The organism is Hydrotalea sp. (assembly GCF_049968455.1).
Taxonomy (GTDB): Bacteria; Bacteroidota; Bacteroidia; order Chitinophagales; family Chitinophagaceae; genus Hydrotalea.
The window spans coordinates 44,293-65,156 of sequence record NZ_JBMFQT010000001.1; the positions used below are offsets into that span (position 1 = coordinate 44,293).

Genomic DNA, 20,864 nt, shown 5'->3' on the forward strand with positions numbered 1-20,864 from the left:
TTATGGAAGATACCGTAGATGTAAAATCAATTTTAAATCTGCAATTAATAACTGACCCACGTTGGGTACAATTGGCCTCCATTAGTACGGAAGCTATTTTAACCGATCATGCTTACTGTGAACAAAAAGCAGCCATTTCATGTATTTCAATTATTCAGCACTATTCTTCCAAAAAAGAAATAGTGCATAAACTGTCCCCCATTGTTACGGAAGAATGGGGACATTTTCGGTTGGTATTGCAAGAATTGGAAAAAAGAAAACTGAATTTAGGAAAGCAACGTAAAGACGTGTACGTTAATCAATTATTAGGCTTTCAACAAAAAGGCGGTAGTGAAGAAGGACGTTTATTAGATAAACTTTTAACCATGGCTTTGATTGAGGCCCGCAGTTGCGAACGTTTTAAGCGACTTAGCGAAGGATTAGAAGATGCCGGTTTACGAAAATTTTACAGGCGCTTTATGGAAAGTGAGGCCGGCCATTATACATTATTTATTGAATTAGCTCGGTTGTACTTCCCTGCTGAAAAAGTAAACGAACGTTGGAAGCAATGGCTGACTTATGAAGCACAAGTAATGCAAAGCAATGAATTAAGAGGCGATAGAATACACTAATGATAAGACATATTTATTCATTGATTGCATTCGTAAAATAATCCAGCATATGGTGTAAAGGAAGGTATGGATGCATTTTCAACAATTGCTGTGTTAGGGTAGCATATTTTCTTAAAAATGTTTGATGCTGTTGTGATTTGGGATTTGAGGAAACATGGCGTCTGGCTATTTGTATTTCTTCAATTTGTCCAATTAAATCAATAGTTTCATTAGTCATACAAGCTTCCTTCAGCTTTGTCCAAACATATTCTGTTGCTGCATGGTTAGGGTGAACTAAATCTTCCGCATAAAACCGATAATCGCGCAAATCATCAATTACTAGTTCATAAGCAGGGAAATAATAAAGCTGTGGTAACTGCTCGACTAAATAATGCACAGCACTAATTAAAGCTGCTTTGCTTCGGTTATTATTAATTACACCTTCGCGTAAATGCCGAACAGGACTAATTGTAAAAATTACTTTTATGTTTTTATTGAATGCACCCAATCTATCTAACATAGTTCCCAATACAGTAATTACTTGTGTAGTATCCATTAATTTTTTTTGAAACCATGCGGCAGGTGCTTTATGATTATTTGCAGCAACGGTACCGGGTTTAGCATTGGCCGCTTCAGCAGTTAAACTATATACCCAAGCAGAACCCAAGGTAACAATAAGATAATCGGCTGTTTGCAAAAATTGATGCGCATTAACAATTGAAGCATTCATTTTTTCTGTTGCTTCATCGGAAGTTACACCGGAAAAGCGACTATGAAATTGCCAGCTATGCCAACTTTCATTCAAAAAGAATAAATCAGCAGGAGTATACTCTTTTTTTGAAATAATATTAATGATTGCTTCAGCTACACTTACCGGATTAAATAAAATTCCATTAGGATTTTGATGTACCCGGAATCCTGCATTGATTAATTTTTCACCTATGTTTTCTGTAAAACAGGATCCTATCAACATTATTTTGTGTTGATGATGAATAGGTATTGCTAATTTTTGAACATCAAATTCTGCATGAAATTTCATGAATAAAAAATAATACGTATTAAACAAAAATTTCGGCGGCCAGTTGAATACTTTTTTCTAGTGCAGATTGATTAAAATTAAAGTCTTTACCAATTTGTTGAAAGTATTCCATAATTACCAGGCTATCCATATTTCCTACCAATTCATCTTGCGCCATTGGGCAGCCGCCATAACCACGAATAGCACCATCAAATCGAGTGCAACCACCCTCATATGCTGCAGATAGTTTAGCCATTCTATTTTGGGCGGATGCATGCAAGTGTGCACCAAAAATAATGTTGGGATATTTCGGAATAAGTACTTCAAAAGCAGCCTTTATATGATTTGGGGTTGCAACACCCACTGTATCGGCTAATGAAATAATGCCAATATTTTTTTGCACCATAGCATTGGCCCATTGCAATAATATTTCACCATTATATGCATCACCATATGGATTACCAAAGCCCATGCTTAAATACACCACCAAAGTTTTATTATTTTTTAAACACAATTCCTGAATAGCATCAATGGTATGTAAACTTTCTTCTTGTGTACTGTTGGTATTGCGCAGCTGAAAAGTGGGTGATACAGAAAATGGAAAACCTAAATAAGTTATTTCATCAAACATTACTGCCGACTCAGCACCACGTACATTGGCTACAATGGCCAATAACTTTGTATTTGTATTGTGAAGGTTTAGTCCTTTTAAAACTTCAACAGTATCAGCCATTTGAGGAATAGCTTTGGAAGAAACAAAACTGCCAAAATCAATCGTATGAAAACCAACTTGTAATAATTGATTGATATAATTTATTTTTTGCTGAGTGGGTATAAAATCATGCCATCCTTGCATGGCATCGCGGGGGCACTCAATCAATTGTATATTGGTCAATGTGTCTTTCATAACCTATGTAATTAGGATAATTTATTTGCAGTAATAGAACTAAACTGTCTCTGCTTCAATGCTTCATACAGTACAATACCAGCTGCAACCGCTACATTAAATGAATCAAAATTTCCTGCCATAGGAATTTTAAAAAAATAATCTGCTGCCTTGGCTAAGTAAGGTTGAACGCCCCTACCTTCAGCACCCATAATAATACAGGCAGGTATTGTTAAATTTAATTCAAATACATTTTTTTCAGCTCGCATTTCTGAAGTATGCACTTGTATGCCATTTAAATGCAGTGTATCTACAGCTTTCAACAAACTATTTACCCTACAAACTTGAATATGTTGTAAGGCGCCTGCGCTACTTTTTAAGGCCTCTTCATTTAATGCCCCAATACCTTTATCGGGAATAATAATAGCCTGTGCTCCACAACAAACAGCACTTCGTGCAATGGCACCAATATTGCGCACATCCGTAATGCCATCTAACATAACAAACAGTGGCGCTTCACCCTGCTGCACAACAAAATCAATAACCTGTTGCAAATCCATGTATGGAACTAATGCCGCAAAGGCTATGATGCCTTGATGATTAGCCTTAGTTAATGTATTCAGCTTTTCAACAGGTACTAATTGAATGGGTATTTGGTGTTGTTTAGCCAATTGTTTAATGGTAGCAATAGAATCGCCTGAAGTATTTTTTTGCAATAGTATTTTATCAATAGCTCTACCCTGCTCAATGGCTTCTATTAATGGCTGCCTACCAATTATTAATGATGCAGATGATTTACCCATATTGCAAAATTAGGGTTTCCATTTGCCCTGCATCCATAATAGTTGCAGTTTTTGTAAAGCAATAATAGATACAGCATCTTTAATGGCTCCATTTTCAACCATTGCAAATGCTTGTTGTAAGGGCACTTTTTTAATTTGTAATTCTTCCGTTTCTTCAGGCGAAGCCGAAAATTGTTGTAATTGTGTAGCTACAAACAATTCCGCAATTTCATCAGTAACGGAGTTTGATAAGTGTGCACTACCTAAATATTCCCATTTGCCTGCCTTCAACCCGGTTTCTTCCAATAATTCGCGTTGGGCTGTTTGCTGTGGCTGTTCATTATCAGGACATCCACCCTCGGGTATTTCCCAACTGTATTGTTGTAAAGTAAATCGATACTGTCCCACCAAATAAGTATTCATTTCATCATCAACCGGAATAACACCTACGGCTATATTTTTAAAATGCACTTTTCCATAAATGCCTTCATTACCAGAAGGATTAATTACTTGATAGTGGTGCAACGCAATCCAACCATTTTCATATATTAAATTTTCATTCAGTATTTTCCACGGATTTTTTTCTGCTAATGGCATAACAATATTTTTATGATGAAGTAGTTGCAAATGTAAGCACAAGAAAAAAGGCCATCAAAATAGACGGCCTTTTACTATTTAGTGCAAGTAGTTAGCTATTTATTTAATACCGAAAGCTTTTTTTACCTTGGGTACATAATCTAATTTTTCCCAAGTAAACAATTCCACTTTCATTTTCTTTACTTTACCATCGGGTGATTTAAACTCTTTAGTTACTACTTCATTCTTACGGCCCATGTGTCCGTATGCAGCAGTTTCACTGTAAATTGGATTTCTTAATTTTAAACGCTGTTCAATGAAATAAGGACGCAAATCAAATAATTCCATTACAATTTTACTGATTTCTGCATCACTCATATTCACTTTAGCAGTACCATAAGTGTTTACATAAATGGATGTGGGTTGGGCAACACCAATGGCATAAGAAACTTGTACCAAAATTTCGTCGGCAACGCCTGCTGCTACTAAATTTTTCGCAATATGGCGAGTTGCATAAGCAGCAGAGCGGTCAACTTTTGAAGGATCTTTACCGCTGAATGCACCACCACCGTGTGCACCTTTTCCACCATAAGTATCAACGATAATTTTTCTTCCTGTTAATCCGGTATCACCATGTGGGCCACCAACTACAAACTTACCAGTTGGGTTAATATGGTACTTTACCTGATTGTTGAATAATTTGGCGTATTTTTTATATTTAGCTTTCACCCTTGGAATCAGAATTTCAATCATGTCTTTTCTGATTTTGGCCTGCATTTTAGCTTCGGTATCAAAATCATCGTGTTGCGTTGAAACAACTATGGTATCAATTCTTACGGGTTTGTTATTGTCATCGTATTCTAATGTAACCTGACTTTTTGCATCGGGGCGCAAATACTTAATTTGTTTGTTTTCGCGACGCAAAGCAGCTAATTCAATTAAGATTTTTTGTGCCAAGTCTAATGAAAGCGGCATATAATCGTCGGTTTCATTTACAGCATAACCAAACATCATTCCTTGGTCGCCGGCGCCTTGTTCTTCTTTCTTTTGGCGTTCTACACCTTGGTTAATGTCAGGAGACTGTTCGTGAATTGCGGATAAAACGCCACAAGAATGCGCTTCAAACATATATTCGCTTTTGGTATAACCAATTTTGCGAATAACACCACGAGCAATTTCTTGCACATCTAAGTATGCTTTTGAACGTACTTCACCTGCCAAAACTACTTGACCAGTTGTTACCAAGGTTTCACAAGCAACTTTAGAATTAGGATCAAATGCCAAAAAATTATCGATTAATGCATCAGAAATCTGATCGGCAATTTTATCGGGATGCCCTTCAGATACACTTTCAGAAGTAAATAAATAAGACATGAATACTTGATTTTATAGATATGTTTGCAAATATAAGTGTAATGCTATTTGAAATGTTTGTAATTAAACCAGTGTTTGTTTTATGTGTATAAGGTTTACTTAGCCAACTCTTGAAACAATTCAATGTATTCAGAAAGATCGGAATCTAATCCTTTAAATGGAACAATTGTTTTGCCTTTTAGTTTCGCAATATCGTCGGCTAATTTTTTTTCAATCATTTCATCGCCAATGGTAACTGCATCGGCAAAATGTGCTCCTCCTTTGAATAAAGAAGTGTTATTGGCATCTTTATATAACTCTAAATCTTTTTCTTTTATGTTGGCGTTAATCACAGCCTTTTTTACAAAATCAGCGCCTAAATTTTCTTGGAAGGTATTTTGACCTACTGTAAATACAACTTTACTATTGCTAAAAATAGCTTCGCGTTTATAGGCTGTTTTTATGTAAACGGGAATAAGCCCTGTCATCCATCCGCTACAATGAATTACATCAGGAGCCCAACCAAATTTTTTTACTGTTTCTAAAGCGCCTTTTGCAAAAAAGATACTTCTCAACCCATTGTCTTCAAACCAATGCTCATCATCATCATGAAAAATGTGTTTACGCTTAAAGAAGTCTTCATTTTCTAAAAAATATACCTGTAATCTGGCATTGGGTAATGAAGCAACTTTAATTTGTAATGGATAGTCATCATCATCAACTGAAACATTAATACCCGATAAACGAACCACTTCATGCAAGCGATGCCTGCGTTCATTAATTACACCAAAACGCGGCATAATGCATCGCACTTCTAAACCACTGTCATTGCTTTTTATTGCAAGCCTGTTCACCACTTCTGCAAACTCTGTCAACTCCAAATAAGGCGACATTTCGGTTGCAATAAATAAAATTCTTTTCTTTGACATGAATTAAGTCAATTTACGTGAGGCAAATTTTAAGGGTGCAAAGTTAAATAAAATACACCAAATAGGCGATAAATACCCTTTAATACCAAATAATTTTGAACAAAATGATTATTTGCAAATCAAAACAAGCATTGCAAAAAGTGCTTCAAACACAAAATAACCCCATATCTATTGGTTTTGTGCCTACCATGGGAGCATTACATAATGGCCATTTGGCTTTAATTGATGCCAGTAAAAAAGCGGGGAATTATACTGTTTCTAGCATTTTTGTTAACCCCACTCAGTTTAACAACAAGGAAGATTTTGAAAAATATCCCATCTCAATTGAGGCTGATATTAACTTGTTAATACAACACCAGTGCGATGTTTTGTTTTTGCCATCAGTAGCAGAAATGTACCCGAATGGCGCACATATCCCCCACAACTATCCATTAGGTGATTTGGAACAGATTTTAGAAGGGGAATACCGACCCGGGCACTTTCAAGGTGTATGTTATATAGTTGAACAATTGCTTAAATTAGTCAATCCCACCCATTTATACATGGGTAGTAAAGATTACCAACAGTGTATGGTAATTCAATTTTTATTACAGTACAATCAACAACTTTCCAATATTCAATTGCATATTGAACCCACTGTTCGAGAGGCCAATGGATTGGCCATGAGTTCAAGAAACAGAAGGCTTTCAATTGAAAATTTTAACAAAGCTGCAACATTATTTCAAACCCTTGTTTTTATAAAACAGAACATAGGCCAATACAAATTAGATGCTTTAATCAACATGGCTAAAACCAAACTCATAGAAGGAGGCTTTGAAAAAGTTGATTACATAAGCATTGCCGATGCCCACACGTTGAAACCTATTGAACAATTCAACCCACAACAACCGGCCATTGTTTTAGCAGCAGCATTTTTACAAAATGTTCGGCTTATTGATAATTTACCGCTTAACTAATGCTTTGAAAACTTGTTATAATCAAAGCATCTTTTACTTTTGCGCTCATTATGTTAATAGAAGTATTAAAATCGAAGGTTCACCGAGCTGTTATTACAGAAGCTAACTTGAATTATGTGGGTAGTTTAACCTTGGACGAAGACTTGATGGATGCTGCCAACATGATTGAAAATGAAAAAATTCAAGTGGTTAATGTGAACAATGGAGAGAGATTAGAAACTTATTTAATTAAAGGTCAACGAGGTTCGGGGGTTGTGTGTTTAAATGGTCCTGCTGCCCGTAAAGCCGCTGTTGGCGACATTATTGTAATTATGTCGTATGCACAAATGGATTTTGAAGCAGCCAAAACATTTAAACCACATGTAATATTTCCAAAAACAGGAAATAAATTATAATTAATCAGGCTTCTGTAAATTGCAGTAAGAATTAACCTGCATGGCAAGAAAACTGAAGGTATTTATCAAATACTTGTTTTTTTTAGGACTGGGCATTTTTTTGGTTGCCTGGAGTCTACATCAAATACCGGCCAATCAATGGAATGAATTTACCGGCGCTTTGAAGCATGCCAGGTACATTTTATTTATTCCTGTTTTTTTCATTTTAACACTAAGCCATGTTTTTCGTGCCTTACGTTGGAAAATTTTAATGCAACCTCTTGGCTATTTTCCAACACTTATCAATACCTTTTTTGCGGTTATGATTGGTTATTTAGCTAACCTTGCAGTACCTCGTTTGGGCGAAGTTTTGAAATGTACATTATTGGCTCGTTATGAAAAAGTGCCTGCAGAAAAACTGGTTGGTACTATAGTGGTAGAAAGAGCCTTTGATGTGCTTTCTTTAGGTATTGTTTTCGTATTAGCATTTTTAACCCAATATGAAATTATTGGAGATTATGCCATTCAATTAACCAAACAACTATTTCAATCTAAATCGGGTGGCGTATCGCTTCGCAAATTAGGAATTGCCATATTGGTATTAATTGTTGTAATATTTATTATCCGGCACTGGTTTCAGCGATTTGCACATCTTAAAATAGTTATTCAAATTAAAAAAATTATTAAAGGAATTTGGGAAGGGCTCATCAGTATTAAAAATGTTAAACAAAAAGGTTTGTTTATATTTTATTCGGCCGCTATTTGGTTATTATATCTTTTAGGAACATGGATTGGTTTTTATGCAACAATTGGCACCAGCGGTTTAGGTTTTCCGGTTGCTTTTTCTGCCTTGGCCTTTGCCAGTATTGGTATGATTTTAACACCCGGCGGAATAGGTGCCTATGCTTACTTTATGGCCATGGTGTTGGAAAAAAATGGGGTTGCTTATGGAATAGGATATGCCAATGGAACTTTGCAATGGTTTGCACAATTTATTATTATTTTACTTTGGGGCTTTGTTTGCCTGGGTTTATTACCTTGGTACAATAAAAAAAGATTACCACAACAATCCACTACTACAATTTCTTAATATGCGATACACAAAAGCTATTCAACAAAAAATATTTCATTTGGATGAGTTAAAAGCAATAAGGGCCGGATGGAAAATGCGCAATAAAACAGTAGCCTTTACCAATGGTTGTTTTGATATTTTACATGAAGGACATATTTCCTCTTTATCTAAAGCGGCTGAAGCTGCCGATTATTTGATTGTTGGGGTAAATAGTGATGCGAGTACCAAACGATTAAAAGGAAATGACAGGCCTGTAAATAATGAGCATAGCAGAGCATTAATACTTGCATCATTAATTATGGTTGATGCAGTTATTATTTTTGAAGAAGATACCCCTTTGCAACTCATTGAGGCTTTAATGCCCGATGTTTTAGTGAAGGGTGGAGATTATACAATTGAAACCATTGTTGGGGCAAAAGAAGTAATGGCCAATGGAGGAAAGGTGCTCATTAATCCTATTATAGATGGTTTTTCAACCACAGGTATTCTTCAAAAAATAAGGCAATTGGGCTAATGATGTTTTTAAATTCATACAATAAAGCCCCTAATTAAAGAGTTAGGGGCTTTATTGTATGTTTCAATTCAATTATTGAAAGGCCTCTTTCACCCTATCGAAAAATGATTTTTCATTTTTTCCGGGTTGAGGTTTGAAGTTGGGGCTTTGACTTAACTTTTCCAACATCGCTTTTTCTTCAGCAGAAACAGTTTGTGGTGTCCAAATATTTACATGAATAAGTTGGTCACCTTTAGCATAGCCTTGTACTTCCGGGAAACCTTTTCCTTTTAACCGAAATATTTTACCACTTTGTGTACCGGCCGGTATTTTAATTTTAGCCTTACCATCAATGGTAGGCACTTCAACCTGTGTTCCAAAAATAGCATCAGGAATAGAAATATGTAAGTCATAAGCGACATTCAATCCATCGCGTTGTAATTCCGGATGTGGTTCTTCTTCAATTTGAATTAATAAGTCGCCGGGCATTCCACCACGTTCACCTGCATTACCTTTTCCGCTCATGCTTAATTGCATACCTTCTTGCACGCCGGCTGGCACATCAATTGAAATAGTTTCTTCACCATATACCCTACCTTCTCCTTTACAAGCAGTGCATTTATTGGTAATAGTACTTCCTTCACCATTACAAGTAGGACAAGTAGTAACAGTTTGCATTTGTCCAAGGAAAGTATTAGTAACTCGGCGCACCTGACCTGTTCCACCACAAGTTCCACAGTTTTGAATACTGCTTTTATCTTTTGCACCATTGCCTCCACAAGTTGAACAAACTACATATTTTTTTACTTTAACTTGTTTATTAACTCCATTTGCAATTTCTTCATAGTTTAGCTTAATTTTTATTCTAAGATTACTACCTCTTTGTCCTGTAGGTCTTCTGTTACTTCCACTACCACGTCTTGAGCCACCACCACCAAAAAAACTGCCAAACACATCTTCACCAAAAATATCTCCAAAATGGCTGAAAATGTCTTCCATATTTTGTGCCCCACCAAATCCACCTGAGCCGGGGCCAAAGGCTTGATGACCATACCTATCATACTTAGCTCTTTTATCAGGGTCGCTCAGCACTTCATAAGCTTCTGCGGCTTCTTTAAACTTTTCTTCGGCGGCCTTATCACCTGGGTTTCTATCGGGGTGATATTGCATGGCTACTTTTCGATAGGATTTTTTAATTTCTTCAGCAGTAGCTGTTTTTGTTACGTTTAAAATTTCGTAATAATCTCTTTTTGTTGACATAATTTTTTGATTGTGGAGTAGTAGAAACTACCAATTTTTATTTACCAACAACAACCTTTGCAAAACGAATTAATTTGTCGTTTAAGTAATAGCCTTTTTGTATTTCATCTAACACTTTACCTTTCAATGCTTCAGTAGGGGCAGCTATTTCGGTAATAGCTTCATGCTTTTCAGTATCAAATTCGTGCTGTAAACTATCCATTACTTTTAACCCTTTGCTTTGCAAAATGTTACGCAGTTTATTGAAAACTAACTGTATGCCCTCTTTTTGTAAAGCAATATTATCCGATTCATTCAATTGTTTCTCAGCCCTGTCGCAATCATCCAATACTTCCAATAAAGCCACAATAACTTCTTTTCCCGCTGTTTGTTGTAACTCTATACGTTCTTTGGCTGTTCTACGCTTATAATTCTCAAATTCAGCCAACAAACGTAAATATTTATCTTTTTGTTCTTGAATTTCAGCTTCTAATTTTTCTATTTGACCTTGTTCTGCCACAGGTTCATTTAAATGAGCAGATCCTGCTGCATTTTCGTCAGTATTGAATGTTAAATCAGTATCATTTACCTGATTTTCCTTCTCATTTACGTGTTTTTGATGTTTTTCTTTTCCTTGCATAGCTCAAATTTGAAGTGATACGTATAGGGCAATTTTTTTGCCAATTACACTTAAGCGGCAAAAATGGCAGTAGTTGCGCTTACTTTTGCAAAATGACGAAGGTTTTTTTAAACAAAAAAATGAATGAAAGAATTGCCGGTGGCCACCCTTGGATATTTGGCAATGAATTGCAACCAATACCCCTTGATGCCATTGCCGCAGGCAGTTTAGTTGAAGTTTATACGGTTGATAAAAAATGGATTGGAATAGGTTATTTTAACCCTAAATCACAAATTGCTATTCGTTTATTAACTAGAAAAAAAGAACAAGTTGATGCTCATTTTTTTTATAAAAAAATTTTGGATGCTTGGCAATACCGTCAGAAACTAGGATATAACGAAAATTGCAGATTGGTATTTGGCGAAGCCGATGAGCTACCCGCACTTATTATTGATAAGTTTAACGATTATTTTGTTATACAAACATTGGCATTAGGAATAGATATTTGGAAAACTGCTATTGTAGATGCGTTGGAAAAAATTTTTAAACCTAAAGGCATTTATGAGCGAAATGATGTTCCGGTTCGGGAATTAGAGGGATTAACCCAACAAAAAGGCTTTTTGTCGGCACCTTTTCAAACTGAAATTATTATACGAGAAAACGGATTACAATTTTATGTTGACATAGAAAACGGGCAAAAAACCGGCTATTTTTTAGACCAACAACACAATAGAAGTGCCATAGCACCCATAGTAAAACAAGCAAAAGTATTAGGTGTATTTACCTATACCGGCACATTTGAAATACATGCTGCCCACTATGGAGCAACTTCAGTAAAAGGAATTGATATTAGTGAATCGGCTATACAACAAGCCAAAAGAAATGCCACGCTTAACCATTTAGAAAACATTTGCCATTTTGAAGTTGCCAATGCATTTGATGTATTAAAGCAATGGGCCAAAGAGGATCAAAAATTTGATGTGGTAATGTTAGATCCACCGGCCTTTACAAAGAGCCGCCAAAATATTCAAAATGCATTGAATGGTTATAAAGAAATTAATTTAAGGGGAATGAAATTGGTGGAGAATGGTGGCTTTTTAGTAACAAGCAGTTGTACCAATTTGGTGAATGCACAACAGTTTTTGCAAACCATTGAATGGGCAGCAAAAGATGCTCGAAAAAAGATTAGGCAAGTTACTTTCCAAACACAATCGAATGACCACCCAATTATCCGTGGACTGGAAAATACGGAATACCTAAAATTTTTAATTGTTGAGGTAAGAGATAAATAGGAACCAATCCATTATTTCACAACCTGAAAACGCCCGGATTGTACAATCATGCCATTTTGATTGCGTAATTGATAAACATACATACCACGGTAATACTCATCTAAAGGAACAGTTATTTTGTTGCCATCTACTGCATACTCATTCATTTTTTTGCCAATGAAACTAAAAATATATAGCGTGTAATTTTTATAATTTTGATTGGCTTCAAATTCAAAATTTACAAACGATGTAGCGGGGTTAGGATACACAGACACCACTTTTACCTGATCGAAAACATCGGGAAAACTGCTTTTTTCAGGATTAGCATATCCTACAAAAAAACTAAAGGCACATAAAAAAATTAAGTAAAGTTTAATCATTCAGGCATACTTAAACAATGCTAAGTTAGCAATTAGGTTTGAATAAATTTAGTGCCTTAATAATTACTACAACATTTGTATGAACTTTTCAGGAAGGCTTGTAGAAAAAATAAGGGAGCAATAACAGGCCTTACTCCCTTAAAATACAATTAAATAATCTAAAAGTATTATGCAGCCAACACTTGTTGAATGGCGTTAAAATTAGGTAACTCGCCGGCATTTTCTAATACTTCGGCATATTGAATAATACCATTAGCATCAATAACAAAAGCAGCACGTTTGCTTACGCCTTTCATCCAACCAATAAAATTATCATATATTGCTCCATAGGCAGTAGAAACATCTTTATTAAAATCGCTTAACAAAGGAAAATTCAATTTCTCAGTTTCTTTAAACTTAGCTAAGGTAAAAGGCGAATCAACTGAAATGCCTAAAACAACTGCATTTGCATTGTTGTAAACAGCAATACCATCGCGTACTGCACATAATTCTTTAGTACAAACTCCCGTAAATGCCATTGGAAAAAATAGCACTATAACTTGTTTACCCTTGAATGAACTTAATGTAACTTGATTTTTTTCCGTATCATATAAAGTAAAATCTGGAGCAGGCATACCTGGATGTAATTGCATAAATGAAGTTTTAAGTTTTAAAAGTAGAAGTTATATTAAAACACACGAAAATTAAATTTGTTGCCTAGTCAACATAAAGTAATTGAAATATTAATTTTTTAGTCTTTGCAAACATTGCTCCAAACTGTGCTGCCATTCGGGTGGCTGAATGCTAAATACCTGCGTAATTTTTTCGATATTTAAACCACTGTATGCCGGCCTTTTGGCAGGAGTTGGAAATTGTGCTGTTGTGATAGCATTTACTTTGCACGACAACTGCATCTTTTGTTGTATGGCCAAAGCAAATTGATACCAACTAATTATACCCTGATTAGCATAATGATAGATTCCGTAAGGTACTGATTGCATAGATTGGGTACTAATTGTTGTTATTATTTTCATGACTGCTAAGGCTAAGTCAGCTGCGTAAGTTGGACTTCCATACTGATCGCTTACAACGCCAATCTCATTTTTTTCTTTCATTAGACGTATCATGGTTTTCACAAAGTTGTTACCAAAGCTGCTGTATACCCATGATGTTCTAATAATGATAGCACTGGGGCAATTTGATAACGCCAGTTTTTCGCCCATATATTTTGTATAACCATAGTAATTTATGGGATTGGTTAGACTTTCAGGTAAATAAGGTTGAGTAGCCGTACCATCAAACACATAATCAGTTGAGAAACTAATTAATACAGCATTATACTTTGAACAAGCTTTAGCTAAATAACCAACAGCATCAGCATTAACGACATAGGCTTGTTGCTGATTAGTTTCGGCTTTATCAACGGCAGTGTATGCTGCACAATTTATACAAAACGCAGGTTTATATTGCTGAAAAAATTGTAACACTTCAGTTTCGTTCGAAATGTCAAGTGTTTCTTTATCGCAAAAAACAAAGCGAAAGTGTTGGGCAAATTTTTTCGATAAATGCTGTAATTCAGTTCCTACTTGACCATTTTTACCGGTTACTAAAATAAGAGGTAATTCCATATTCAAAATTTATAAAGTCCAGTATTTTCTGGAAAATATTTTGTTGGCATAAATTCCTTTCACGTCAACAATTAAAGCATGCGGCAAAGTTATTTGGGCAAAATAGGCATCATCCAATGCTTTATATTCATTATGCGCTACGGCTATTACCACAATGTCGTAATTGTTTTGTATTTGATCAATCAAGCCGAAACCATATTCTTTTAACAATGCCTCATGGCTAGCCCTGGGATCAGTAACATGCACTTGAATTTGAAGTTGCTGCAAGGCTGTTACTACATCAGCAATTTTTGCGTTGCGAATATCGGCCACATTTTCTTTAAAGGTGGCACCCATAATTAGAACCTTAGCCTGCTTAACAACATCAACCGCTACAATTAAATGCTGAATAATTTTATCGGCAATGTATTTTCCCATTCCATCATTAATCATTCTTGCAGCCGTAATAATCTGTGAGTTGTAGCCCAACTTCGCAGCTTTATAAGTTAAGTAATAAGGGTCAACGCCAATACAATGCCCACCCACCAAACCTGGTGTAAAAGGCATAAAGTTCCATTTTGTTGCGGCAGCTGCTAACACTTCATGGGTTTTTAATTCCATTTTATCAAAAATCATGGACAACTCGTTCATTAAACCTATGTTTAAATCGCGTTGTGTGTTTTCAATAATTTTAGCAGCTTCAGCCGTTTTAATATTAGGTGCTAAATGAATACCGGCTTCAATTATGGCCTCATATAAAGATGCAATTTGCTTTGTAGCAGTTTCATTACATCCGGCTACCACTTTTATTACTTTTTGCAAAGTGTGTTGCTTATCGCCGGGATTAATCCGTTCGGGGGAATAACCGTACATAAAATCTTCGCCGGCTTTTAATCCGCTATTCTGTTCAATAACAGGAATACAGTCTTCTTCAGTACAGCCCGGATAAACCGTAGATTCAAATACAACGGTACCGCCTTTACTAATAACATTGCCCAAGGTATGGCAAGCTTTAAGCAAAGGTGTTAAATTGGGAATTCGCTCTCCATTCACGGGGGTGGGTACCGCTACAATATAAAATGAACAGTTTTTTAAGCACTGTTCATCATTCGAAAAAGTTATGTTTAATTCTTCAAATGATTCCGCGTTAAACTCTTGGTTAGGATCAATGTGTTGTTGCAGTAATTGAATTTTATTTACATCAATATCATAACCAACAACTTTAAATTTTTTTGCGAAAGCCAAAGCCAAGGAAAGACCGACATAGCCCATACCAATAATTGCCACCATGGGGTTAGAGTGCATACGCAATTGAATTTTGCATTTAATGCTGTGTAAATTCTTTCGGCTGTTTAAACAATTCTTCCTGTGGTAATTGTTTAAAATATTCATAGGTTCTTCTTAATCCTTCACTCCTATCTATAGTTGGTTGCCAACCTAATATTTCTTTAGCTTTGGTAATATCAGGTTGTCGTTGTTTAGGATCATCAACTGGTAATGGCTTATAAATAATTTTCACATTTGCACCTGTAAGTTTTAAAACTTCTTCAGCAAAATCCTTTAAACTTATTTCATTAGGGTTACCAATATTTACAGGATAAGGATAATCACTTAAAAGCAAGCGATAAATTCCTTCAATTAAATCATCAACATAGCAAAAAGAACGCGTTTGGCTACCATCACCAAAAACTGTTAAATCTTCGCCACGCAAAGCTTGGCCAATAAATGCCGGTAGTGCTCTACCGTCATTCAATCGCATACGAGGCCCATAAGTATTAAATATGCGTACAATTCTGGTTTCTAACCCATGATAAGTATGATAAGCCATTGTAATAGCTTCTTGAAAACGTTTGGCTTCATCATACACACCTCTTGGACCAATAGGATTTACATTACCCCAATATGATTCGTTTTGTGGGTGCACCAATGGGTCACCGTAAACTTCAGAAGTAGAAGCAATTAACATGCGTGCTTTCTTTTCTTTAGCTAATCCCAAACAATTGTGCGTACCTAATGAGCCTACTTTCAGTGTTTGAATAGGTATTTTTAAATAATCTATGGGGCTGGCCGGTGAAGCAAAATGCAGAATATAATCTAAGCGACCGGGAACATGTATAAATTTAGAAACATCGTGATGATAAAATTCGAAATCCGGCAATTTAAAAAGGTGTTCAATATTATGCAAATCGCCGGTAATTAAGTTATCCATTCCAATTACATGATAACCTTCTTTAATAAATCTATCGCATAAATGCGAACCTAAGAATCCGGCTGCGCCGGTAATTAAAACGCGCTTTTTTTCCATTTATTTACATTTTTGGGCGGCCAATACTTTCGTAATAAAAACCTTTATCCTGCATAGCTTTTACCTCAAACAAGTTTCTACCATCAAATATAACTTTATGTTTCATTTTTTGAACCATCACCTCAAAATCAGGAGTTCTAAACTCATTCCATTCGGTAGCAATAATTAAAGCATCGGCATTGTTTAAAGTACTATACTGATCATTAGCATATTCAATAACATTACCAATTTGTTGTTTTACATTGTTCATGGCTTCAGGATCGAATGCAGTAACAGTTGCACCTTCAGCTAATAATGCCTTAATAATGTATAAAGCCGGAGCTTCGCGTATATCATCGGTATTGGGTTTAAATGCCAAGCCCCAAATTGCGAAGTGCTTACCTTTTAGTTGATTATTAAAGTAATGCTTTATTTTAGGTAACAGATGTAATTTCTGGTTTTCGTTAACTGTTTCAACTGCTTTTAAAATTTTAAAATCATACTGCACTTGTTCAGACGATTTAATTAAAGCCTGAACATCTTTAGGAAAACAACTTCCGCCATAACCAATACCGGGAAATAAAAATCGTTTCCCAATTCTTTCATCGCTACCAATACCCCGTCGAACCATATCTACATCAGCACCCAATTTTTCGCACAACTGTGCAATTTCATTCATAAATGATATTTTAGTTGCCAAGAATGAATTGGCTGCATATTTGGTTAATTCTGCACTTTTTTCATCCATGTAAATAACGGGATTACCCTGACGCACATAAGGTGCGTATAGTTCACCCATTATTTTACGTGCTCTTTCCGAGGTAGTTCCTATCACTACTCTATCGGGTTTCATAAAATCATCAACAGCAACGCCTTCCCGTAAGAATTCGGGATTGCTTACTACATCAAATTCACCTTTGTAATGTTCAGCTATAGCATTCCGAACTTTTTCGGCAGTACCTACAGGCACGGTGCTTTTATCAACAATTACTTTATAATCAGTTAATAACTTGCCTAACTCTCTTGCTACACCCAACACATATTTTAAATCGGCCGAACCATCTTCACCCGGCGGTGTAGGCAAAGCCAAAAAAATAATTTGTGCATCTTTTATGCCTTCAGCTAAATTGGTAGTAAAATCTAAACGCTTTTCATTTAAGTTACGAATAAATATTTTTTCCAAGCCGGGTTCATAAATAGTTATGGTTCCCGATGCCAGCTTCTTTACTTTTTTTTCATCAATATCAATACAAGTAACATGATTACCGGTTTCGGCAAAACAGGTGCCGGAAACTAAACCTACATATCCGGTTCCAACTACTGCTATCTTCATATGTTGTTATTTACGAATTTTAAAACGTGTGAGCTAATATATTCTAATTGTTCATTATCCAATTCTGTGTGCATGGGTAAAGAAATAACTCTTTCAGTAAGCCAATCGGTAACAGGCAAATTCACTTCAGGCAAACCAAATGTGCTAAACATTTTTTGTTTATGCCCCGGTACAGGATAATAAATCATTGAAGGAATTTTTTGCTCGGCCAAATAAGTATTTAATGCATTGCGGTTTATTCCGTTCAATACTAAAGTATATTGATGATACACATGATTGGTATAATTAGCCACTCCCGGAATTGTGATTGCAGTATTATTGGCAAAGGCATTGTTGTAAAATGCTGCAGCCGCATTACGAGCAGCAATATACTCATCTAAATGTTTCAATTTAACATCTAAAATAGCTGCTTGTATAGCATCTAATCTGGAATTACAGCCTACCACTTCATGATAGTAACGTTCTTTTTGTCCATGATTAGCAATCATCTTAATTTTTTCAGCAAGGGCATCATCGTTGGTAAAAATAGCGCCTCCATCTCCATAAGCACCTAAATTTTTACTGGGGTAAAATGAGGTACAACCAATGTGGCCGATGGTGCCGGTTTTAACAGTTTTGCCATTGCTAAACGTATAATCACAACCAATAGCTTGTGCATTATCTTCAATTACATAAATATTATGTGCATTAGCAATAGCCATAATAGCTTCCATATTAGCTGCCTGTCCATATAAGTGAACGGGCACAATTGCTTTCGTTTTGGGTGTAATTGCTTTTTGCAAAGCTTCAGGATCTATGCAAAATGTAACAGGATCTACATCAACAAACACGGGTGTTAAACGCAACAAGGCCACTACTTCGGTAGTAGCAATATATGTAAAAGATGGGGTAATTACTTCATCGCCCGGCTGCAACCCTAATGCCATAAGGGCAATTTGCAAAGCATCGGTTCCATTAGCACAAGGAATAGTATGTTTACTACCCATGTACTGATTGAGTGATTGAGTAAATCTTTGAACTGCAGGACCATTGATATAAGCAGCACTTTCCAAAACCTCCTCAATTCCTTGTTGTATGGCCTGCTTTATTTTCAGATACTGGCCTTTGGTATCTACCATTTGTATAGGCTTCATGGGCTTCATTTAAGTGCGGCAAAAGTAAAACAAAAACATAATTGAAAACAGTTTTACATATTTCATGCCATAAGTGGTACAGGTAATTGTATAAAAGTGTTTATTTGTGGTTACAATGAAGTGGCAATTACTATTTTATAACCTTTTTTTAAGACTTTATGTGCTTATTGCCCATATTATAAAAGGGGGTAATAAAAAAGCTGCTTTGTGGCTAAAGGGCAGAAAAGATATTTTTGAAAAATTAGCTTTGGCTTTACATAGCAACAAAGCGCCTATCATTTGGTTTCATTGTGCAAGCATTGGCGAGTTTGAGCAAGGACGTCCTTTAATGGAACAATTAAAATTGAAGTTCCCAAACTATAAAATTCTGGTTTCTTTTTTTTCACCATCGGGATATGAAGCCAAAAAAGACGACAGCATAGCCGATTGGGTATTTTATTTACCGATAGATAGCAGTAAAAATGCCGAAAAATGGCTATCAATTGTACTGCCCTCTTTAGTTGTTTTTGTGAAATACGAATTTTGGTACTACTATTTAAAAAGCATTCACGAAAAAAATATACCTGCTATTTTAGTTTCAGGAATTTTTAGAAGCAACCAACCTTTTTTTAAATGGTATGGTGGACTACATCGTTATATGTTACATTGTTTTAAACACTTGTTTGTTCAAAATGAACAGTCGAATGAATTGCTAACCAAAATTGGGTTACAACAAATTACAAGTGTTGTTGGTGATACCCGTTTTGATAGAGTAATACACATTGCTAAAGAATTTTACGAGAATAACTTAATTGAACAACTGATTGATAACCGGCAAGTAATTGTAGCGGGGAGTACTTGGACTGAAGATGATGAGGTACTTGATCATTTTGCAAATACCCATCAGGAATTGTTTTTCATTATTGCACCGCATGAGGTTGATGAAGATAGAATTGCAGAATGTAAAAACTTATATAAGCATCATATTTGCTATTCAGATTTATTGGCGGGTGTTACCGCAGAAAATAAAAATGTTTTAATTATTGATAATATTGGCATGCTAAGCAAATTATATCGATATGCTACTATTGCTTATGTTGGTGGTGCCTTTGGTGATGATGGTGTGCACAATGTTTTAGAAGCAGCTGTTTATTTTAAGCCAGTAGTTTTTGGACCTGTTTACGATAAATTTTTAGAAGCAGCATTGCTTATTGAAATGGGTGGTGCTTTTAGCATTGAAGATGCGCTTCACTTAGAAAAAGTTTTTATTAAACTATTATCTGATGCAACCTACTATAGTAATGTTTGCAACAATGCAGGCAATTTTGTTCTGCAACATGCAGGTTCTACATATGGCATCATTCAATATATTCAGGAAAATCTGCGCCTAACCAATTGATTAAAAACAGCTACTACTTCATTATCATCTTTCCAGCCTAACTTTTGTTGTAATTCTTTTTGCACCCAAAAAGCAGCTTCGGGGTAAAGTAAAAAATTATTAATTGTTTTAATACTTTTTTCAAAAAGGCTTTCATCGCCATTAAATAATTCTTTTACAAACAGATAACGGTCGTTAATACCAATTGCTTTTCGTAAATCTTTAATCGGTGTTTCCTGTAATGTAGTAGCCAATTCTTTTTGTTGTGGTTTTAATTTATCATTTAAACTTGTTGCATTTTCTGTAACATTAGGTATATCTATTTTTTCTTTTATTACACCTGTTGCATTACTTTCAATGAAAGTATTACTATTCAAACTATCATCAGTTATCACATTTGTATGAACTTTTTGCTCTATGGATTGAGATGATTGTTGTTGTGTGATAGGCGTTTGAAAAGGCATTACTACAGAAACAAGAGCATGTTCAGTTTTAACCGTTGTCATCTCTTCCTGTAAGGCAGTCCATAATTGTTGAACGGTAGTTAATAAATTAACCACGGGTTCGCCTGTGGCTCTTTGTTCATTTAATTTATGAAGAAGAGTATCTACAGTTTGCATAGTATGTAATACA

Annotated in this window: 23 protein-coding genes; 7 read left to right on the forward strand and 16 right to left on the reverse strand. The window is 35.5% G+C overall.

Going from position 1 to position 20,864, the window contains the following annotated elements; all coding sequences use genetic code 11:
• The first annotated feature begins 2 nt into the window (after positions 1-2).
• Positions 3-611 carry a tRNA-(ms[2]io[6]A)-hydroxylase gene (locus ACP5P5_RS00200; protein ID WP_428284104.1) on the forward strand — a complete coding sequence of 203 codons (609 nt, stop codon included), beginning with the start codon at positions 3-5 and terminating at the stop codon, positions 609-611.
• Between the two features lie 13 nt (positions 612-624).
• Here the strand turns inward: ACP5P5_RS00200 and ACP5P5_RS00205 are convergent, their stop codons facing one another.
• The 6 genes from ACP5P5_RS00205 to ACP5P5_RS00230 form a co-directional block, all read right to left on the reverse strand.
• Positions 625-1,629, reverse strand: coding sequence for a GSCFA domain-containing protein (locus ACP5P5_RS00205; protein WP_428284105.1), 1,005 nt, complete (start codon positions 1,627-1,629; stop codon positions 625-627).
• Positions 1,630-1,648: 19 nt separating this feature from the next.
• Positions 1,649-2,515 carry a hydroxymethylglutaryl-CoA lyase gene (locus ACP5P5_RS00210; protein ID WP_428284106.1) on the reverse strand — a complete coding sequence of 289 codons (867 nt, stop codon included), beginning with the start codon at positions 2,513-2,515 and terminating at the stop codon, positions 1,649-1,651.
• An 11-nt stretch (positions 2,516-2,526) separates the two neighbouring features.
• Positions 2,527-3,297 (reverse strand): 23S rRNA (guanosine(2251)-2'-O)-methyltransferase RlmB, encoded by a 771-nt coding sequence (rlmB, locus tag ACP5P5_RS00215; RefSeq protein WP_428284107.1) that lies wholly within the window; start codon positions 3,295-3,297, stop codon positions 2,527-2,529.
• A gap of 9 nt (positions 3,298-3,306) precedes the next feature.
• A complete protein-coding gene (locus tag ACP5P5_RS00220; RefSeq protein ID WP_428284108.1) occupies positions 3,307-3,873 on the reverse strand; it encodes an NUDIX domain-containing protein in 567 nt (188 codons plus the stop codon).
• Between the two features lie 99 nt (positions 3,874-3,972).
• Positions 3,973-5,226, reverse strand: coding sequence for a methionine adenosyltransferase (metK, locus tag ACP5P5_RS00225; RefSeq protein WP_428284109.1), 1,254 nt, complete (start codon positions 5,224-5,226; stop codon positions 3,973-3,975).
• A 95-nt stretch (positions 5,227-5,321) separates the two neighbouring features.
• Positions 5,322-6,134: a glycogen/starch synthase gene (locus ACP5P5_RS00230; RefSeq protein ID WP_428284110.1), complete on the reverse strand. Its 813-nt coding sequence runs from the start codon at positions 6,132-6,134 to the stop codon at positions 5,322-5,324.
• 104 nt (positions 6,135-6,238) lie between these two features.
• On the opposite strand from ACP5P5_RS00230, the gene panC reads away from it, so the two are divergent.
• The 4 genes from panC to rfaE2 are packed head-to-tail and all read left to right on the forward strand — an operon-like array spanning position 6,239 to position 9,050.
• The gene (gene panC, locus ACP5P5_RS00235; protein WP_428284111.1) at positions 6,239-7,090 is read left to right on the forward strand and encodes a pantoate--beta-alanine ligase; all 852 of its coding nucleotides are present in this window, start codon (positions 6,239-6,241) and stop codon (positions 7,088-7,090) included.
• Positions 7,091-7,140: 50 nt separating this feature from the next.
• Positions 7,141-7,485, forward strand: a complete 345-nt coding sequence (gene panD, locus ACP5P5_RS00240; protein WP_428284112.1) for an aspartate 1-decarboxylase — start codon at positions 7,141-7,143, stop codon at positions 7,483-7,485.
• Between the two features lie 40 nt (positions 7,486-7,525).
• Positions 7,526-8,554, forward strand: coding sequence for a lysylphosphatidylglycerol synthase transmembrane domain-containing protein (locus ACP5P5_RS00245; protein ID WP_428284113.1), 1,029 nt, complete (start codon positions 7,526-7,528; stop codon positions 8,552-8,554).
• 1 nt (position 8,555) lies between these two features.
• On the forward strand, positions 8,556-9,050 hold the full coding sequence (gene rfaE2 / locus ACP5P5_RS00250; protein WP_428284114.1) for a D-glycero-beta-D-manno-heptose 1-phosphate adenylyltransferase: 495 nt from the start codon (positions 8,556-8,558) through the stop codon (positions 9,048-9,050).
• A gap of 72 nt (positions 9,051-9,122) precedes the next feature.
• Here the strand turns inward: rfaE2 and dnaJ are convergent, their stop codons facing one another.
• Together dnaJ and ACP5P5_RS00260 are read right to left on the reverse strand one after the other, a co-directional pair.
• The gene (dnaJ, locus tag ACP5P5_RS00255) at positions 9,123-10,289 is read right to left on the reverse strand and encodes a molecular chaperone DnaJ (protein WP_428284115.1); all 1,167 of its coding nucleotides are present in this window, start codon (positions 10,287-10,289) and stop codon (positions 9,123-9,125) included.
• A 37-nt stretch (positions 10,290-10,326) separates the two neighbouring features.
• Positions 10,327-10,908 (reverse strand): nucleotide exchange factor GrpE, encoded by a 582-nt coding sequence (locus tag ACP5P5_RS00260; RefSeq protein WP_428284116.1) that lies wholly within the window; start codon positions 10,906-10,908, stop codon positions 10,327-10,329.
• A 92-nt stretch (positions 10,909-11,000) separates the two neighbouring features.
• On the opposite strand from ACP5P5_RS00260, the gene ACP5P5_RS00265 reads away from it, so the two are divergent.
• The gene (locus tag ACP5P5_RS00265; protein WP_428284117.1) at positions 11,001-12,179 is read left to right on the forward strand and encodes a class I SAM-dependent rRNA methyltransferase; all 1,179 of its coding nucleotides are present in this window, start codon (positions 11,001-11,003) and stop codon (positions 12,177-12,179) included.
• A gap of 11 nt (positions 12,180-12,190) precedes the next feature.
• Here ACP5P5_RS00265 and ACP5P5_RS00270 read toward each other — a convergent pair whose 3' ends face one another.
• The 7 genes from ACP5P5_RS00270 to ACP5P5_RS00300 form a co-directional block, all read right to left on the reverse strand.
• Positions 12,191-12,538 (reverse strand): T9SS type A sorting domain-containing protein, encoded by a 348-nt coding sequence (locus ACP5P5_RS00270; RefSeq protein ID WP_428284118.1) that lies wholly within the window; start codon positions 12,536-12,538, stop codon positions 12,191-12,193.
• Between the two features lie 167 nt (positions 12,539-12,705).
• Positions 12,706-13,170: a redoxin domain-containing protein gene (locus tag ACP5P5_RS00275; RefSeq protein ID WP_428284119.1), complete on the reverse strand. Its 465-nt coding sequence runs from the start codon at positions 13,168-13,170 to the stop codon at positions 12,706-12,708.
• Positions 13,171-13,260: 90 nt separating this feature from the next.
• The gene (gene rfbD / locus ACP5P5_RS00280) at positions 13,261-14,145 is read right to left on the reverse strand and encodes a dTDP-4-dehydrorhamnose reductase (protein WP_428284120.1); all 885 of its coding nucleotides are present in this window, start codon (positions 14,143-14,145) and stop codon (positions 13,261-13,263) included.
• A gap of 9 nt (positions 14,146-14,154) precedes the next feature.
• The gene (locus ACP5P5_RS00285) at positions 14,155-15,429 is read right to left on the reverse strand and encodes a nucleotide sugar dehydrogenase (RefSeq protein ID WP_428284121.1); all 1,275 of its coding nucleotides are present in this window, start codon (positions 15,427-15,429) and stop codon (positions 14,155-14,157) included.
• A gap of 19 nt (positions 15,430-15,448) precedes the next feature.
• The gene (locus tag ACP5P5_RS00290; protein WP_428284122.1) at positions 15,449-16,429 is read right to left on the reverse strand and encodes a UDP-glucuronic acid decarboxylase family protein; all 981 of its coding nucleotides are present in this window, start codon (positions 16,427-16,429) and stop codon (positions 15,449-15,451) included.
• 4 nt (positions 16,430-16,433) lie between these two features.
• Positions 16,434-17,741 (reverse strand): UDP-glucose dehydrogenase family protein, encoded by a 1,308-nt coding sequence (locus ACP5P5_RS00295; RefSeq protein ID WP_428284123.1) that lies wholly within the window; start codon positions 17,739-17,741, stop codon positions 16,434-16,436.
• On the reverse strand, positions 17,738-18,874 hold the full coding sequence (locus ACP5P5_RS00300) for a DegT/DnrJ/EryC1/StrS family aminotransferase (RefSeq protein WP_428284124.1): 1,137 nt from the start codon (positions 18,872-18,874) through the stop codon (positions 17,738-17,740). Before ACP5P5_RS00300 ends, ACP5P5_RS00295 begins: the two co-directional genes overlap by 4 nt.
• 115 nt (positions 18,875-18,989) lie before the next feature.
• Here ACP5P5_RS00300 and ACP5P5_RS00305 point away from each other — a divergent pair, with 115 nt between their 5' ends.
• A complete protein-coding gene (locus tag ACP5P5_RS00305; protein ID WP_428284125.1) occupies positions 18,990-20,252 on the forward strand; it encodes a 3-deoxy-D-manno-octulosonic acid transferase in 1,263 nt (420 codons plus the stop codon).
• Here the strand turns inward: ACP5P5_RS00305 and ACP5P5_RS00310 are convergent.
• Complete coding sequence (locus tag ACP5P5_RS00310) at positions 20,225-20,851, reverse strand: hypothetical protein (RefSeq protein ID WP_428284126.1); 627 nt, start codon at positions 20,849-20,851, stop codon at positions 20,225-20,227. The genes ACP5P5_RS00305 and ACP5P5_RS00310 overlap by 28 nt on opposite strands.
• Positions 20,852-20,864 lie beyond the last annotated feature (13 nt).